The organism is Sphingobium sp. RC1, assembly GCF_059738765.1.
On the sequence record NZ_AP027309.1, the window covers coordinates 16,516 to 32,718 of the forward strand.

Below are 16,203 nucleotides of genomic sequence, written 5' to 3' on the forward strand. Positions count from 1 at the left end.
ATGCAACTTGCCTTCGCCCCTGAACTCAAAGCCTTCCGCGAGGAGGCCGCGAGCTGGCTCAACGAACAGCTCTCCGGCCCGTTCAAGGCCATCCGCGGCCAGACCAACCAGGTCGACAATGTCGAGCTTCGCCGCGCCTGGGAAGCGGCGCTGGGCGAGGCGCGCTGGAGCGTCATTGGCTGGCCCGAGATATGGGGCGGGCGGGGTGCCTCGATCGCGCAGCAGATCATCTTCGCCGAGGAATATGCCCGGGCCAAGGGTCCGCCCCGCGCCGGGCACCTTGGCGTCGAACTGCTCGGGCCGACGCTGATCGCCATGGGGACCGAGGAGCAGAAGGCCCGGTTCCTGCCCGACATCGCCACCGGCAAGGCGATCTGGTGTCAGGGCTATTCTGAACCCGGCGCAGGCTCCGACCTTGCCAACGTCAAGACCAAGGCGCGGCTCGAGGGTGACAAGTACATCATCGACGGGCAGAAGATCTGGACCTCGATGGGCACGATCGCCGACTGGTGCTTCGTCGTTGCCCGCACAGAGCCCGGCAGCGTCGGCAACAAGGGCCTCTCCTTCCTCATGGTCCCCATGGACCAGCCCGGGGTCGATGCCCGCCCGATCCGCCAGATGACCGGCGAGGCCGAGTTTGCCGAGGTGTTCTTCGACGGGGCAGAGGCGCTCGCGATCGACCGCATCGGCCAGGAAGGCGAAGGCTGGAAGGTCGCCATGGCGCTCCTTGGCTTTGAGCGCGGGGTCTCCACCCTCGCCCAGCAGATGCAGTTCAGGAACGAACTCGACGACATCATCGCCATCGCCAAGGCCAACGGCAAGGCACAAGACCCGCTCACCCGCCAGAAAATCGCCACCGCCCATGCAGGCCTCAAGATCATGCGCTACAACGCCCTGCGCATGCTCTCCGGCGGCGAAGCCAACCCCGAACTCACAGGCGCCGCCTATACCTACAAACTCTACTGGTCCCGCTGGCACGTCGCATTGGGCGACCTTGCCATGGCGGTCATGGGACAAGAGGGGGAAATAGGCATCAACGACGAACGCATGGGCTCCCTCACAACCATGCACCTCATGTCCCGATCCGACACCATCTATGCCGGAACCGACCAAATCCAGCGCAACATCATCGCTGAACGAGGATTAGCTATGCCAAGAGAACCCAGAGGATGAGGAATGTCCGGTGCGGCGCTCCGGCGGCGCTCTGTTTGAATTAAAGAAGAAGATGCACAATTGAAACGAGGAGAATAGAGATGCCGCTAGACCCGCAGCTTGAGGCCATGTTCGCCAGTCAGCCGGAATGGCCGCCGATCCGGACCATTCCGGTTTCTGCGTTGCGGGAGGCGGTGCGGGCGAGTTCGATCCAGCTTCCGCCCCCTCCTGTATCCCTTGCCTCGATCGCCGATCGGACCATTGCGGGTCCGAACGGTGAGATACCGGTGCGCATCTATACGCCCGAGGGCGCGGGACCTTTCCCGGTCACTGCCTATTTCCATGGCGGCGGGTTCGTGGTGGGCGATCTCGACACGCAGGACATGATCGCGCGCGGACTGGCGGCGGGTGCGGAGACCATCGTGGTGTCCGTCGACTATCGGCTCGCGCCCGAACATAAGTTCCCGGCAGCCTTCGAGGATTGCTGGGCCGCGACGCAGTGGGCGGCGGCCCATGCGGCTGAACTGGGAGGCGATCCCGCCCTGATCGCCGTCGCTGGCGATAGCGCGGGCGGCGTGCTGGCGAGCGCCTGTGCCCTTCTGGCAAGAGACGCGGGCGCGCCCCGTATCGCGGCGCAGATCAACTGGTATGGCCCCGGCATCCATCCGATCCCGGAAGAGGGGTCCGCGCTGGAATTTGCGAATGGCCCGGTGCTCCGCCTGGAAGATGCGCATTATTTCTGGGAACTGCACATCAAGGACAAGAGCGATTATGATGATTTTCGCGCCAGTCCGATGAAGGCCGAGAGCCACAAGGGCCTCGCGCCTGCCTTTATCGCCGCCGCCGAGTGCGATCCCATTCGCGACGCGGTGGAAGCCTATGGCCCGGTGCTGGAAAGGGCCGGGGTGGAAGTCGAAGTGAAGCGCTACCCGGGCATGGTGCACGGTTTTGTTTCATGGCTGGGTTTCCTGCCGGGCGCGCAGGAAGCGATGGCCGACGCATGCGCTTTTGCCAAGAAGCAGTTCGCCGCCGCGCGCCAGACTGCCTGAACCGCATGAGGCGAAGGGCGGCGCCCCAAGTTAGAGCCGCCCTTCGGCAAAGAATGATCCTGTCCGAGTGATCCTCATGCCGGGCACGATCCGGGGGCGCTTCTAGCTGATGCGAACGAGCAGCGGGACCCCGGATCAAGTCCGGGGTGACGAAAGAAGCGGATGCTTCGATGTAAGGCGATCACGCCCCTTACCCGCCGCTATCGTCCACCAATCAACGCACGCGCTTCGGCCGATCCGTCAAGCAAACGGTTGATGCGCCGGGCCACCTTCCATTCCGTGCCGACCCGCACGAGATGCCACATATTGGCGGAGGCGCGGTGGGCTTCCCATATATCGTCCGCCTTGCGGAAGACGACCGAATAGGTCCGGGCGGTTGCCCTGTCGCCGTCCAGATCGATGACCGGCGGGCTTAGGACATGGGCGGCGCCTCCATGGATCAAGCTCTGGTGGCTTTCACCCTCCAGCAAAGCCTGGATTGCGGCACGGCCCGTGTAGCTGCCGAACCCGCCGACCTCGTAGACGCCATCCTCGGCCCACAGAGCGGCGGCACCCGCGCAATCGCCCGCGTCCACCAACGGACCATAGCGCGCGATCAGGTCGCGTATCGCCTCCCTGTCTTCCAGTATGGCGATACGCGCGGGGAAGTCAGCCGAGGCGATCAGAGCTTTATGACCTTGCATTGCGGCACCGGATGCTCGTCCGCCTCGATCCAGCGCCAGAGGCCGGTGCCCTTGCGGTGACCGGACAGGTCGATCCAGTTGCCGTAGCCGGGGTCCTTGTCAGCGCAGACGAGGATGACGCTGCCGTCATCCTCATATTTCGCCTGCGCGCCGTTGACCCATACCTTACGGTTCACATGGTCCATGGATTCCATCCACCAATTGTCGATTTGGAAGTTCCAGAAGCGGCAGCGCGGTGGTTTAGCAGTGAGGACCAGCGCCTCATCGGGCGCCAGATCGTAATAGATATGTCCGTACCAGATTTTCGGGTCACCCCCGGCGCGCTGATAAACCGACTGTTCCTTACCCTCATAGATGCGGTTGGGCTGTTCCATGAACCATTGCGACCAGTCCGCGAAAGTGTTCGCTGTTCCGCGCACCCATGCAGCAGCGCCGTTAAGCTGCGTTTCAATCGTTTCGGGCGCCAATATGGCGGGGACGGCAGGCCCCTCGCTGATCCGTTCGATATGCACGTCCGCCGCGACTTCAGCGCGCTTGTCATTGAAGGTTTGACGGATGATCAGCAAGGTCGTGTCATCCGCCATCGGCAGCCAGTTGCCGGGCTTTTGCGTCTTGCTGACGATGATCTCGAAGCTGCCATCCGGCCCGACCTGCATGTCGGCAAGTTCGATCTCGCCCGTGGAGGCCATGGTGCCATCGATGGCGTAACGGTTTGCCTTCGACCCGATCGAAAAATAGGGCACGCTGTTCCGCTTGCCAGTGATGCGATAGTCGCGATCACCCCGGACGACGATTTGCTGATAAAGATTGTCCGGATTATCGGCCCCGATCTTGATCGCGTCATCGGTCAGCAGGAAAATGCGCGGAAAATCCGGATCGCTGGAATCGACCAGCATGTTGAGCGCCGTCCGCGTCAGCCGGGAAAGATAACGCAATCCCTCTGCCTGGTCGATCGCGGTGCCGGGCGCGCTGGGGCGGTCCAGAACGTCGCCCGCCTGCGCCAGCTGGTCGCAGAAAGTCCGCCAGACTGCCGACAACCGCAATTCTCCACCTTCCTGTCCGGTCACCCTACTCTCCTATATGCGTATTAGATGGACTGGTTTACGCCATTTTCAGGCGCTGATATGGAGATTGTCTCACATAAATGCGTAACATGAAAGGGGTTGAGGAATGACTGCATTAGCCTTCAGTTTCACCAAGATCATCGTTGGGGATCTTGCCGCCGCCGAACGCTTTTACACCCAGCTGTTTGGCCTTGAGGTGGTGGGGTATATCAATCTTGGCGAAGGCGAAGCGTTGATGAACGAGGTAATCCTCAAGACTGCTGGCGCCCAGCCGCCCGCCCCCAACTTCATTCTGGTCAGCTATCCCAACCGGAATTGCCCCGCCACCGGAGAGGCGACGACGGGGTTCGTGGTGGATGATCTTCACGCGACCCTGGCAGCTGCGACCGCCGCCGGTGCGACGATCGAACTCGGTGCGACCGACGTACCCGAACATGATTTGCGGATGGCCTATATCCTCGACCCCCAAGGCCACAGGATCGAGTTGCTACAGATGCTGAACGCCTAGGATGTGGGGGTTTGAATGATCGTCACCCCGGACTTGATCCGGGGTGACGGAAAGGCGCCAGATGCCCCTCAATCACATTTCGTGGTCGATGAGGGCGCGGGTCACTTCCCCCGCCTTCAGCGCGGCGATGGCATCGTTGATCTGATCGAGCGGCCAGATGCCGCTGATCTGGTCGGCGATGTTCAACCGGCCGTCGCGCGCCTGCGCGATGAGTTCGGGATAATCCCGATCCGGAAGCGCGCCGCCGTTCATGGTTGCGATCACCTCGCCACCCATGACGAAGCTGCCGAGCGGCAGTGCCGCTTCTGCACCGGGGCGTGACATGCCGATCAGCACCACCCGTCCCCCGCGCTTCGTGCAGCGCAAGGCGGTATTGATCGCGCCGACCGCGCCGCTGCATTCCACCACCACATCGATAGGGCCATACTTGCCAGCCAAGGCGGCGGCGGCCGTTTCGCTGTCCTGTGTGGGATCTGCCAATACAAAGTCGGTCGCGCCAAATTGCCGCGCCGTCGCTTCCTTGGCCGGATTGGCATCGACAGCGATCACATGGGCGCCGTTCCGAGCAGCACCCTGGATGGCGTTGACGCCGATGCCGCCGACACCAAAAACGGCCACGGTGTCCCCGGCGCGCACGCGGCCCAGAACGCGGGCGGCGCAGACTCCCGTCGAGACCGCGCACCCGATCAGCGCGCCCTGGTCCAACGGAAGATCATCGATGGCGAAGAGCTGCGACGCCTTCACCACGATCTCGCTGGCGAAGGAGGAGACGTTGGCAAAGGACGCAACCGGCTTTCCATCCAGCGTGAAGGGGAAGCCAGGCGCGAAGCCCCAATTGATGTCGCAATTATGCGGTTCGCCACGCTGGCATTCACGGCATTCCCCACAAGGCGTTTGCGTGCCCACACAGACATGGTCGCCTATGGCCCAGCCTTCGACGCCAGCACCCAGCTCCGCGATCTCGCCAGCCGCTTCATGGCCCAGGACGACCGGCAGGTTAGGCAGATGCGGGGTCAGCATCGCGATGTCGCTATGACAGATGCCCGAACGCAGCACGCGGACGCGCACCTCGCCGGGACCGACAGGGCGAAGCGTCAATCGGTCGCTGACGAAGAGCGACTGTCCATCCCAGATCGCGGCCCTCATGCGCTCAACCCCGCCAGCAGGGGATATCGGAAGGAGGGATCGTCCCGATCCGCGCGGCCATTGGGTGCGTCCTTGCTCATGCGTTCAAAAGCCTCTTCATCAACGGGCACGATCGATCCATGATCGAACACCAGGCTGCGATATATGAATTTCCATTCGCCATCCCGCCGTTCATATCGATCAAGATAGCGGCCAAGGGCGATGAACAGCTTTGCGCCCGGCCCGTGGGTCCGGTGCCATGCCTCCACATAATGTTCACCCTCGGCATGGTCGCCATCAATGACGAACAAGCTGTTCGTAATATTGTGGCGAGTGAGGTCCCAATGCGCGGTGATTTCGGGCAGCCAGGCAACGAAGTCGTCCGGACCTCCCTGAAACATTGCCCCGTGATCGTCGATGGCGTCATCATGATACAGCGTTCGCACCAGGGCGAAGTCGCGGCGATCACATCCACGGCAGTAGCGCATGACCAGATCATGTAGTGCAATCCGGTCGAGCAATGGCTGCGACATCTATCTCTCCATTAGGGGGCGGTTACTCGCATATTATCACTAGGCGGGATAGCCCCCATCCCGCCGGTAAGGAAAGCGCAAAAGAGTCCGTCTGCCATTTTCGCGACAGGGCAACTGCCGGCCGTCCAAATCATTTGGCGAGAGGGCGTAGATCCCCTATAATCCATCCAACCCCGCCAAAGAAAATGGGGAAGAGGATGGAACCTGACAGCTCGGTATTTCTGCTCTGTCCATTTCGATTGCTGTGCCTGGCCAGCGGCCTGTCCGCGCTAGTGGGATTCAGCGTCATCCTTCTGCTGACATAATTTCATTTCCGATTCCGCGTCGGAAAAAACTTGCCTTCCGCCTGCGGCAAACTTTAAGTCATCGCTTCGAAGCCCAGACGGTAGGATTTCCATGACAGAGCCAAAGGGGTCGTTGGCCGATGCGGTCGATGCAGAGCCCCTCCCCGACGATGCGATTGACGAAGGGGCAAGCCGCCCGAAGCGGCGGAGGCTGGGCCTTGTTCTGGGCATTACGGCCGTGGTCATTCTTATAGCCGGTGCGTTCTGGTTTGCCCGTTACCAGCTGTACGGCAAATATCAGCAAAGCACCCAGGACGCCTATTTGCAGGCCGACAGCGTCACCGTTTCGGCGCGGGTGTCCGGTTACGTCAGTGAAGTGCTGGTCCATGAAAATCAGGATGTGAAGCCGGGTCAGCCATTGTTGCGGATCGAGGCGCCCGATTATCCGGCGCAGGCGGCGCAGGGGCAGGCGCAGATCAACCTGGCGCAGGCGAACGCCGCCAATGCGGAAGCGCTGATCGGGGAACAGGAAGCGGCGATCGAGCAGGCGCGCGCGCTGCTGGCGGCGGCGCAGACGAAGGCGCGGTACGCAGCGGCCGAAGTTGCGCGATACAGTCCGCTCGCGGCGAGTGGCGCGGAACCGGCGGAAAAGCTGGCGACGCTTCGCACCCAGGCTGCTCAGGCGGCGCAGGATGTGGCGGCGCAGAAAGCATCGACGCAGGGCGCGGAGCGGCGGATCGGCAGCCTGCGCGCCCAGATCGCTCAGGCAAAAGCGCAAGGTCAGAGCGCTCGTGCCCAACTGGACGCGGCGCAGCGCAACGTCCGGGACATGGTGATACGCGCCAGCGTCGCGGGGCGGGTGGGCGATCTTGCGGCGCGCATCGGCCAGTTTGTGCAACCCGGCCTGCGCCTGATGTCGGTCGTGCCGGTGGAGCAGCTTTATCTGGAAGCGAATTTCAAGGAAACGCAGCTGGGGCTGATGCGTCAGGGGCAACCGGCGGAGATCGATGTGGACGCTCTGCCGGGGGTGACGCTGCATGGCCATGTCGCCAGCCTTGCGCCCGGCACCGGGGCGCAATTTTCGCTGCTGCCTCCGCAAAATGCGACGGGCAACTTCACCAAGATCGTGCAGCGCGTGCCTGTGCGCGTCGCCATAGATGCCGACCCGTCGATCAGGAAGCTGTTGCTGCCCGGCATGTCGGTTGAGGTTTCGGTGGATACCCGGTCAGCCCGCGAGGAGCTGGAACGGCTGAAAAATAGCAAGCAGGTTCGGCCGGAAGCCCGCAAGTGACAGCAGGCCAGCCTGAGACAGCCGAGCGCGCAAGCGTTGCGGACTGGCTCGCGGTGGCGGCTGGCACGCTGGGTGCGATGATGGCGATGCTCGACATCTCCATCGTCAATTCCGCCCTGCCGATCATACAGGGCGAAATCGGCGCGAGCGGGACGGAAGGAACCTGGATCGCGACGTCGTTCATTGTCGCGGAAATCATCATCATACCCTTGGCGGGCTGGTTGCAGCGGCTTCTGGGGCTGCGCAATTTCCTGCTGATCGCTACCGTGGGTTTTGTGGGATTTTCGATGATCTGCGGCATGGCGCAGACATTGCCCGTCATGATCGGCGGGAGGATCGGTCAGGGCATTACGGGCGGGGCGCTGATCCCCACGGCGATGACCATCATCGCGACGCGACTGCCGCGTCATCAGCAGCCTGTGGGCAATTCCCTGTTCGGGGCGACCGCGATTCTGGGGCCTATCATGGGGCCGGTGCTGGGGGGCTGGCTGACCGAGAATATCAGTTGGCATTATGCCTTCTTCCTCAACCTGCCGGTCGGGATCGCTCTGCTGCTGCTGCTGCTGGTCGCGCTTCCCCATGAGAGGCCGCGCCTTGACCTTATCGGCGAGGCGGACTGGCTGGGCGTGTTCGGCCTTATCCTGGGGCTGGGCGGGCTTACCGTCGTGCTGGAGGAGGGCGAGCGGGAGCAATGGTTCGAGTCATCGACGATCATATGGCTGACCATCACGGCCGTGGCCGGGTTCGCCATGCTGCTGGCCGGGCAGCTGCTGGCCAAACGGCCCGTGATCCGGTTGCGCCTGCTACTGGACCGGCAGTTTGGCGCTGTGTTCATCATGGCGATGATGATCGGCATGGTGATTTACGGCACATCCTATGTGATCCCCCAATTCCTCACGCTGATCGCAGGCTATAATGCGCTTCAGTCGGGGCAGATCGTGCTGCTGTCGGGGATACCGATGGTGCTCATGATGCCGTTCATGCCATGGGCGATCCGCACCATACCGATCCATCTTTCGGTCCTGATCGGATTGGTCCTGCTGATCCTGAGCACCTATATGGAAACATCACTGACGTCGGCGTCCACAGGCGCCGATTTCGTCGATTCCCAGTTGATGCGGGGTGTCGGCACCATCTGCGTCATGATGTTCCTGAACCAGGCGGCAATCCGTTCCGTGCCCATGTCTTTGGCAGCCGATGCGTCGGGCCTCTACAACGCCGCGCGCAATCTGGGCGGCTCCTTCGCGCTGGCTGGCATCGCGGTGGTACAGGACCAACGGCTGTGGCTTCATGCGCGGAGGATGGAGGAGAATCTCGCGGCCAATGGCGTTGATCTTCAACATTATGTCGATGCGCAGGCACTCGCACTGGGCGGCCGGGATGCGGCATTGCGCGTGATCGAACAGGGCATTCAGACGCAGGGGCTCACCATGGCCTTTATCGACCTGTTCTGGATGCTGATCATCGCCATCCTGTGCACCGCGCCGCTCGTCTTTTTCCTCCGCCCGCTGCCACAGCATGCTGAGCCAGTGGCCGCCCATTGAGATTGTCGATGCGTAACCGATCCGCCTTTGCCTTTGCCTTGCTCCTGACCACGGCCTGCACCGTTGGCCCCGATTATCGCGGCCCTGCGGACGTAGCCCCTGCCCCACCGCCGCATTTCGTCCGGGGAGATGCGGGGGCCGCGCCAGTGGAAGCGGCCGCGCCATGGTGGAGGAGCCTTGGCGATCCGGTGCTGAACCAGTTGATGGATCAGGCATTGGCCGGGAACCCGCGCCTGGACGCGGCAGCAGCGCGCATCCGGCAGGCGCGCGCGGCCCTGCGCCAAAAGAGGGCGGAAGAGCTGCCGACGGTCAACGGCTCAGTCATCTATGCCAAGGCGCGCTTGCCCGGACAGTCGGAGGATGGGAGCGCCACCACGCTCGACCTTTATAATGTCGGTTTCGATGCGAGTTGGGAACTGGATCTTTTCGGCGGCGGCCGCCGGGCTATCGAGGCGACGCGCGCCGATGTCGCGGCGAGCGAGGCAAGGCTGGACGACGCCCGCGTCAGCCTGTCGGCGGAGGTTGCGCAAAGCTATGTCGAGCTGCGCGATCGGCAGCAGCGCCTGTCTCTGGGTGTCGAGGCGTTGGCGTTGCAGGATGAGGAGGTCGCCCTCACCCGGCAACGTTTTGAACGGGGGACGATTGCGCGAGGCGAACTGCTGCAACAGGAGTCCGACCGGGATCGCGCGCGCGCGCAGTTGGCGCCGATGCGGGCCGAGATCGACGCGTTGAAGGACAAGCTGGCGGTGCTGACCGGCGCTGTTCCGGGGACGCTGGACGGCTTGCTCGACCCGTCGGCTGCTTTGCCGCTGCCCCCTGCGGAGGTCACGGTGAGTGATCCGGCGGCTTTGTTGCAGCGCCGCCCCGATATACGCGCGGCGGAACGCAAGCTGGCCGCCCAGACCGCACGGATCGGCGTGGCGGATGCGGCGCGCTTTCCGCACATCAGTTTCCTGGGGCTTATCGGGCTTGGCGGATCGGCGCCGGAGGATCTGGTCGATCTGGACAAGTTCACGGTGGCGGCAGTGCCGCGCATCAGCTGGTCTTTCCTCGATTTCGGAAAAGCGCGCGCGCGGATCGATGCGGCGGAGGCGCAGCGGGATGAGGCGGCGGCGGATTACCGCGCGGCGGTGCTGAACGCGTTGCAGGATGCCGAGGGTTCGCTGGCGCGGTTTCAGCGGCAGCGGGAGAGCCTGGCCGATCTGGCGCGGGCCGAACGGCAGGCGGCGATGGGAGCAGAGCTTGCGCGGCAGCGGAGTCAGGCCGGGACGATTTCAGGAATAGATTATTTAAAGCAACGGCGTCTGGTTTTGGCGGCTTCGCAGGCAAGGGTGCAGGCGGCGGCAGGACTGACCGTCAGCTTTATCAATGTTCAAAAGGCCTTGGGGCTGGGATGGCAGGGGATGATCAGCCGCTGAGGCAAATTCATTACGGATAGAAAATAAAATAGGAGAGACAGGATGAGCGTGGATCTGGCCATGGGTTGCCGCCGTCTGGTGGACAAGGTCGTCGTCGTGGCGGGCGCGTCCACCGGCATCGGGCGGGGGACCGCGTTGCGGCTGGCGGCGGAGGGCGCGACGCTGATCGTCGCAGCGCCCGGCAGTCACAAGGACAAGATCGACAGCCTGGTCGACGAGATCGCCGCGATGGGCAGCCGCGCCACCGGATGCGCGTTCGATGCGACCGATGACGCGTCGATTGCGGCGCTGATCGATATGGCGGCAAGGACCTATGGCGGGATCGACGGGGTGCATGCCAATTTCGCCGACCTGCAAATCCTGTTTTCCGACACCGATGCGCTGACCGTAACCGACGAGGTGATGGAGCGTACGCTGGACGTCAATTTGAAGGGCATGATGCGGATCACCCGCCATGCCCTGCCCAAGCTGCTGGAGCGCGGCGGCGGGGCCATGATCTATACCTCATCGGGCGCGGCGATCGCCGGGGAGCCGGTGCGCCCCTGCTATGCGATGGCGAAGGCCGGGATCAACGCGCTGGTGCGCCATGTCGCCAGCGGCTGGGGCAAGCAGGGTATTCGCGCCAATGCCATCATGCCAGGGTTGGTGATCACGCCAGAGCTTCGCGCCACGATGCCGACGGATTTTCAGCAGCAGGTGCTGGAGGAAGGACGGTCTCCGCGCCTTGGGCTGGTGGAAGATATCGCGGCGATGGTCGCGTTGCTGGCGAGCCGGGATGGCGAGTGGATCAGTGGGCAGTGCATCGCGGTGGATGGTGGATCGACCATTAGTTAGGGGGGAAGGTCGCCACCCTACCGAGGGCGTTCCAAGGATCAGCGCGAACGAAAACGGCGGCTCTCCGTGGAGAGCCGCCGTTCGCGTTTCAGGGGATTGCCGTGATCAGAAGGCGATCTTGGCATCCACGCCGTAGGAGGTCGGCTTGTTGAACGTCGCGCCTGCGAAGCCCAGGGCGCCGAAGTCGATGCCATAGACCAGCCGCTTCTGGTTCAGCAGATTGTCGCCCCAGATGCCCACGTCGAGCTTGCCGCCGCCCAGATCGAAGCCTTCGACAGACAGACGCGCCTTTACGTTGGTCTGGCTGGGCGAGACGATCTGTTCGTTGAACGGCGCGGTGTTGTCGAGCGCGTTGAAGTAGATCTTCGTGCGATAGGAATAGTCGCCACGCAGACGGACGAGCGTGTCACCGCCGCCGATCGGGTGCGAATATTCAGCGCCGACATGGACGTTCCACTTTGGCGTGTAGAGCGGCCGTGCCTCGTCCGCGACGTCCACCACCGTGTTGGTGCCCGGATCGCGGAAGAGGAAGGTCTTGTAGTCATGCTTCACATAACCGACCGAACCATCGATCTGGAACCCGCTGAAGGGCACAGCCGTCAGTTCCGCTTCAAAGCCCGACAGACGCACCTTGCCCGCGTTGACGATCAGGGAGGTGGCGCCACCGCTGCCCGCGGCAAATTGCTGGACCTGAAGGTCGTCATAGTCGGTGATGTAGCCAGCGACGTTCAGGCGCAGGCGATTGTCGAACCACTGCGATTTGACACCAGCTTCATATGAAGTCGCCTTTTCCGGATCGAAGCCGTTGATGCTGCCGCCGCGCGGGTTGATGCCGCCCGAGCGATAACCGGTCGATACGCGGCCATAGACCATGACATCGTCCATCACCTCATAGCTGACCGACGCCAGCCAGGAGAAGTTGTCGAAGCTGCGGCGGCCGCGCTGTACGGGGAAGACGTCACCGGCCAGATAGATGGTCTTGTCATCGGCGGTATGGCGGCCGCCCAGTGTGACTTCCAGCTTATCGTCTAGAGAGGACGGCTTCCAGCTGACCTGACCGAACACGGCCATGGACTGCGAGGTGCCGCCGAACGCCTGAACGGGGTTGAGGTTCAGACCGATGTTTGTGAGGCCGGGATTGGCCGCCGCGATAGCGTCAGTCGTTGGCTGATCGAAGCCAAGGAAAGGCAGACCGGCGATAGGCGTCACGATGGTCAGTGCCTGGTTGTTATATTCCGACGATTTTTCGTAGAAATAATACATGCCGAGCAGGTAGCTGAAGTCACCGACCTTGCCGAGCGCCTGGAACTCCTGGCTGAACTGCCACTGCTTCTGAGGCGCGTTGTTGCCGGTGTAGGGAACCACATCCTGAACCGAAACGAGAGTGGGCGAGGTGAAGTCGATCACCGGCCCACGCAGCACGCCATTACCCGACAGGTTCAGGATCGTATCCTGGAAGAACTTCCGGTAGCCGGTGATCGACTTGACCGTAAGTTCCGGAATCGCCTCATAGCTGAGGGTCAGCCCATGGCCCTGAACGCGTGTCTTGCTGCCATAGCGGAAATTGCCGTTGCGGTCAGTGAAGCCCGCCTGCTGGACCGTGCCCTGACGATCCGGGCTGACGAGGAAAGGTGCGCCGCCGAAGTTGGGCGATTGCGAATAATAGTCCTGCGCCAGCGGCGTGGTAGCCACGATCTGGAAGAAGGCAGGCGTGCCCTTACGATTGTCATAGTCGAAATTATAATTGACCGTGAGGTCACCCAGATCGGCCTGCAAACCGATCGCAACCGAGTCCGCATTCAGTGAACCGGGGTCCTGCGAAGCCGGGGTCAGCGTGTTGTTCACATAGCCATCGCCCTCACGGTGCTGATAGGCGATCGACGCCTTGAGGACGTCGCCCAGGATGTAGCCGGTATCGAGCCGCGCGCGGGCATACCATTCGTTGAACCGGCCGTAGCCCGCCTTCGCCGTGACATGCATGTCATTGGCGGGCTTCTTGGTGATCAACTGCAGCGCGCCACCGATGGTGTTGCGGCCGAACAGCGTGCCCTGCGGACCGCGCAGCACTTCGATACGCTCAAGGTCGATAAGGTCGAAGACGGCACCAGCCGCACGGGCGAGGTAGACGCCGTCGAGATAAACGCCCACGCCCTGTTCCGAAACGGCCGAAGGTTCGTTGTTGCCGATACCGCGAATGTAGATGGTCGCGGCCGAAAGACTCGACGGCTGCTGTTCGATCGTGATGTTCGGCGCGAAGTTCGGCACATCGGTCGGATCGGAGATATTCTGCCGTTCGATGAAGTCGCCGCTGAGCGCGGTGACGGCTACGGGAACGTCCTGCAACGTTTCAGCGGAACGGCGCGCGGTTACGACAATGTCGCCCAGGCTGGCTGATGGCTCCTGCGCGGTGCTTTGTTCCTGAGCGTTCGCTGAAACTGAAAAAGGCACCAAAATTGCGGTAACGCCCGCAAGCAATATGGATTTCATATATCCTCCCAACACATGCTGCTCTTAGTCAACAGTCCCGGTCTTTATCGTTATGTGCATGCGCTACACGGGAAAAAGCGCCTGTTGACCCCGAACATGGATAAACATGTCCGATGCAGCTCTGTTAGTCGCAATTATCGCTTACATCAAGGATGATCGCATCAATATGCGTATTATCTTACATTTATATCTACGCTGTTGCACATTTGCACTTTGGCAATCTTGGCGCCTACCCAGAGGCGGAATGGCCGCCCAGCAACTGCGAAGGCGGAGTTGCGACATGGCGGAACAGCAGCGTTTGAGTGGAAAGACCGTACGGAATGGCGGCCTGGGCTTGCCATCCCGGCAGCCACAGGACGGCCCTTGCCGGAAAGGCGAGGTCGGTCCAGTTACTCGTGAAGTCGACCGAAACGCCCGGCATGTCCTTGGCGAATCCCCGCGCCCACTCCATCACCGTTGAGCGCAGATCGACGTGTTCGGGCGCATTCTGAACCAGCAAGGCGGTTCGGCGGCCGTCAGTTCCGGCAGGGTTTCCGGAGGAAAGAATGACTTCTTCGACCCCAGCCGAGGCGATGAGGGGCCGGTTCATGAAGCGCTGCTCATCAGCCGCCATGATCTTTCCCACTGGTCCGGCCATGAGGGCCGCCGCTTCCTCTATATCGTCGGCCCAGAATTCGCTGATCGTGTCCCAGCGGAATAACTGCGCCCCTGTGACGTGGTTGCGGGCGTAGGCAGAGAAGGGGAAATAGCTGATCGCCAGCGGAGCGTGATTTTCCTCATAATAAAGCTGGAAATCTTCGCGAGTGGTGCCCGGCTTGTGGGCCAGAGCGCAGATGGACTTGGTCATGCGGCGGCACTCTTTTCGGAAAGGGCGGCGACAATTTGCTCTGCGGCGGCGTAAGGATCAAGTTGCCGCGTTTCGACCTGATCGAGTATGGCCTCGCCGCACAGGGCCATCGCGCGGGATGCGAACGCGTCGCGGACTAGCGAGAAGAGCTGTTCGCGGGCGCGCACGCGGTTGCGGTTCGTGAAGTCACCCTGCGCGTGGAGGAAATCGCGGTGGGCAGCGATGGCATCGGCGATGGCGTCGGCGCCCTCTCCCTTTGCGGCAACGGCGCGCAGCAGGGGTACGTCCCAGCGTTGATCTGTGACGGTCTGCGCGCGCAGGTGCAGCATCAGTTCCATCTGGCGGTGGGTGGCGTCATAGCCGTCGCGGTCGGCTTTGTTGACGACGAAGATGTCGCCTGCCTCCATGAGGCCCGCCTTTACCGCTTGGATCTCGTCGCCTAGGCCCGGCACCGCGACGATGACGGTGGTATGGGCGAGGTTCACGACGTCGATCTCATCCTGACCGACGCCGACGGTTTCGACGAGGATGATGTCATAGCCCATCGCGTCGAAGACGAGGCAGGCGTCATGGGTGGAGCGGGACAGGCCGCCCGCCTGACCCCGCGTGCCGAGTGAGCGGATGAAGACGCCGGGATCAAGCGCGTGACGGCTCATGCGGACGCGATCGCCCAAAATCGCACCGCCGGTGAACGGGCTGGAGGGATCGACGGCGATGACGGCGACGCGCTGGCCACGCTTGCGCCACTCAGCGACGAGCGTGTCGGTGAGGGTGGATTTGCCCGCGCCCGGCGGGCCGGTGACGCCGACCACCTGGGCGCGGCCGGTGTGCGGGTAGATGGCGGCGAGCACTTCCGCGCCGCGCGGGTCGCGGTCATCGAGCCAACGGATGGCGCGCGCGCCTGCCGCCACTTCCCCGGCGAGAAGGCGGTTCGCGACGTCCGCCGCGTTTTGCATCATCAGGCGGCGTCCTCCGCCAGCCGCTGCGCCCACCAGCTTTCGAGATAGGCGACGATGTCGCGCGTGTCGGAACCCATGGTGAAGATGCGATCGACGCCCGCCTGTTCGAGGATCGGCTTATCCTCTTCGGGGATGACGCCGCCCGCGACGAGCAGCTTGTCGCCAGCGCCTGCTTCGCGCAGCAGGCGGGCAAGCTTGGGCAGGCTGCGGGTGTGGCCGGCGGAGAGGGTGGAGATGCCGACCACGTCCACATCCTCCTGCACGGCGGCGGCGCAGACCATTTCCGGGGTTTGTTTGAGGCCGGTGAAGATCACCTCCATCCCCGCTTCGCGCAGGGCGTGGCCAATGACGGTGACGCCGACGGTGTGGGTGTCCATGCCGAGCTTGGCGAGCAGGACGCGCAGGGGGCGCTTGAATGTGGTCAT

Annotated in this window: 15 protein-coding genes; 7 read left to right on the forward strand and 8 right to left on the reverse strand. The window is 62.8% G+C overall.

All coding sequences use genetic code 11. The features are described from left to right. Both AC6JBC_RS16395 and AC6JBC_RS16400 read left to right on the forward strand, forming a co-directional pair. Nucleotides 1-1,173: an acyl-CoA dehydrogenase family protein gene (locus tag AC6JBC_RS16395; protein WP_498026531.1), complete on the forward strand. Its 1,173-nt coding sequence runs from the start codon at nt 1-3 to the stop codon at nt 1,171-1,173. An 80-nt stretch (nt 1,174-1,253) separates the two neighbouring features. Continuing rightward, on the forward strand, nt 1,254-2,201 hold the full coding sequence (locus AC6JBC_RS16400; protein ID WP_498026532.1) for an alpha/beta hydrolase: 948 nt from the start codon (nt 1,254-1,256) through the stop codon (nt 2,199-2,201). Between the two features lie 200 nt (nt 2,202-2,401). Here the strand turns inward: AC6JBC_RS16400 and AC6JBC_RS16405 are convergent, their stop codons facing one another. Next, nucleotides 2,402-2,884, reverse strand: coding sequence for a nuclear transport factor 2 family protein (locus AC6JBC_RS16405; RefSeq protein ID WP_498026533.1), 483 nt, complete (start codon nt 2,882-2,884; stop codon nt 2,402-2,404). Then, a complete protein-coding gene (locus AC6JBC_RS16410) occupies nt 2,863-3,951 on the reverse strand; it encodes a DUF1214 domain-containing protein (protein ID WP_498026534.1) in 1,089 nt (362 codons plus the stop codon). Before AC6JBC_RS16410 ends, AC6JBC_RS16405 begins: the two co-directional genes overlap by 22 nt. 103 nt (nt 3,952-4,054) lie before the next feature. Between AC6JBC_RS16410 and AC6JBC_RS16415 the strand changes: the two genes are divergently transcribed. After that, nucleotides 4,055-4,456 (forward strand): VOC family protein, encoded by a 402-nt coding sequence (locus AC6JBC_RS16415; protein WP_498026535.1) that lies wholly within the window; start codon nt 4,055-4,057, stop codon nt 4,454-4,456. 72 nt (nt 4,457-4,528) lie between these two features. Here the strand turns inward: AC6JBC_RS16415 and AC6JBC_RS16420 are convergent, their stop codons facing one another. Further along, nucleotides 4,529-5,602 carry an alcohol dehydrogenase catalytic domain-containing protein gene (locus AC6JBC_RS16420; protein WP_498026536.1) on the reverse strand — a complete coding sequence of 358 codons (1,074 nt, stop codon included), beginning with the start codon at nt 5,600-5,602 and terminating at the stop codon, nt 4,529-4,531. After that, on the reverse strand, nt 5,599-6,114 hold the full coding sequence (locus AC6JBC_RS16425; protein WP_460988712.1) for a nuclear transport factor 2 family protein: 516 nt from the start codon (nt 6,112-6,114) through the stop codon (nt 5,599-5,601). Before AC6JBC_RS16425 ends, AC6JBC_RS16420 begins: the two co-directional genes overlap by 4 nt. Nucleotides 6,115-6,510: 396 nt before the next feature. On the opposite strand from AC6JBC_RS16425, the gene AC6JBC_RS16430 reads away from it, so the two are divergent. Genes AC6JBC_RS16430 through AC6JBC_RS16445 form a run of 4 tightly spaced genes read left to right on the forward strand, consistent with a single transcriptional unit; the run spans nt 6,511 to nt 11,485 of the window. Next, a complete protein-coding gene (locus tag AC6JBC_RS16430) occupies nt 6,511-7,689 on the forward strand; it encodes an HlyD family secretion protein (RefSeq protein WP_498026537.1) in 1,179 nt (392 codons plus the stop codon). Next, nucleotides 7,686-9,233, forward strand: a complete 1,548-nt coding sequence (locus AC6JBC_RS16435) for an MDR family MFS transporter (protein WP_498026538.1) — start codon at nt 7,686-7,688, stop codon at nt 9,231-9,233. The genes AC6JBC_RS16430 and AC6JBC_RS16435 overlap by 4 nt, the downstream gene beginning before the upstream one ends. 8 nt (nt 9,234-9,241) lie before the next feature. Further along, nucleotides 9,242-10,651: an efflux transporter outer membrane subunit gene (locus AC6JBC_RS16440; RefSeq protein WP_498026539.1), complete on the forward strand. Its 1,410-nt coding sequence runs from the start codon at nt 9,242-9,244 to the stop codon at nt 10,649-10,651. A gap of 42 nt (nt 10,652-10,693) precedes the next feature. Continuing rightward, nucleotides 10,694-11,485 (forward strand): SDR family NAD(P)-dependent oxidoreductase, encoded by a 792-nt coding sequence (locus AC6JBC_RS16445; protein ID WP_498026540.1) that lies wholly within the window; start codon nt 10,694-10,696, stop codon nt 11,483-11,485. Nucleotides 11,486-11,590: 105 nt separating this feature from the next. Here AC6JBC_RS16445 and AC6JBC_RS16450 read toward each other — a convergent pair whose 3' ends face one another. The 4 genes from AC6JBC_RS16450 to AC6JBC_RS16465 all read right to left on the reverse strand — a co-directional run bounded on the left by AC6JBC_RS16450 (nt 11,591) and on the right by AC6JBC_RS16465 (nt 16,203). Next, nucleotides 11,591-13,972 carry a TonB-dependent receptor gene (locus tag AC6JBC_RS16450; RefSeq protein ID WP_498026541.1) on the reverse strand — a complete coding sequence of 794 codons (2,382 nt, stop codon included), beginning with the start codon at nt 13,970-13,972 and terminating at the stop codon, nt 11,591-11,593. Nucleotides 13,973-14,201: 229 nt separating this feature from the next. Beyond that, the gene (locus tag AC6JBC_RS16455; RefSeq protein WP_498026542.1) at nt 14,202-14,819 is read right to left on the reverse strand and encodes an EthD domain-containing protein; all 618 of its coding nucleotides are present in this window, start codon (nt 14,817-14,819) and stop codon (nt 14,202-14,204) included. After that, entirely contained in the window at nt 14,816-15,778 is a 963-nt protein-coding gene (gene meaB, locus AC6JBC_RS16460) for a methylmalonyl Co-A mutase-associated GTPase MeaB (RefSeq protein WP_498026543.1), read from the reverse strand. Before meaB ends, AC6JBC_RS16455 begins: the two co-directional genes overlap by 4 nt. After that, nucleotides 15,778-16,203, reverse strand: a complete 426-nt coding sequence (locus AC6JBC_RS16465) for a cobalamin B12-binding domain-containing protein (protein ID WP_097092952.1) — start codon at nt 16,201-16,203, stop codon at nt 15,778-15,780. Before AC6JBC_RS16465 ends, meaB begins: the two co-directional genes overlap by 1 nt.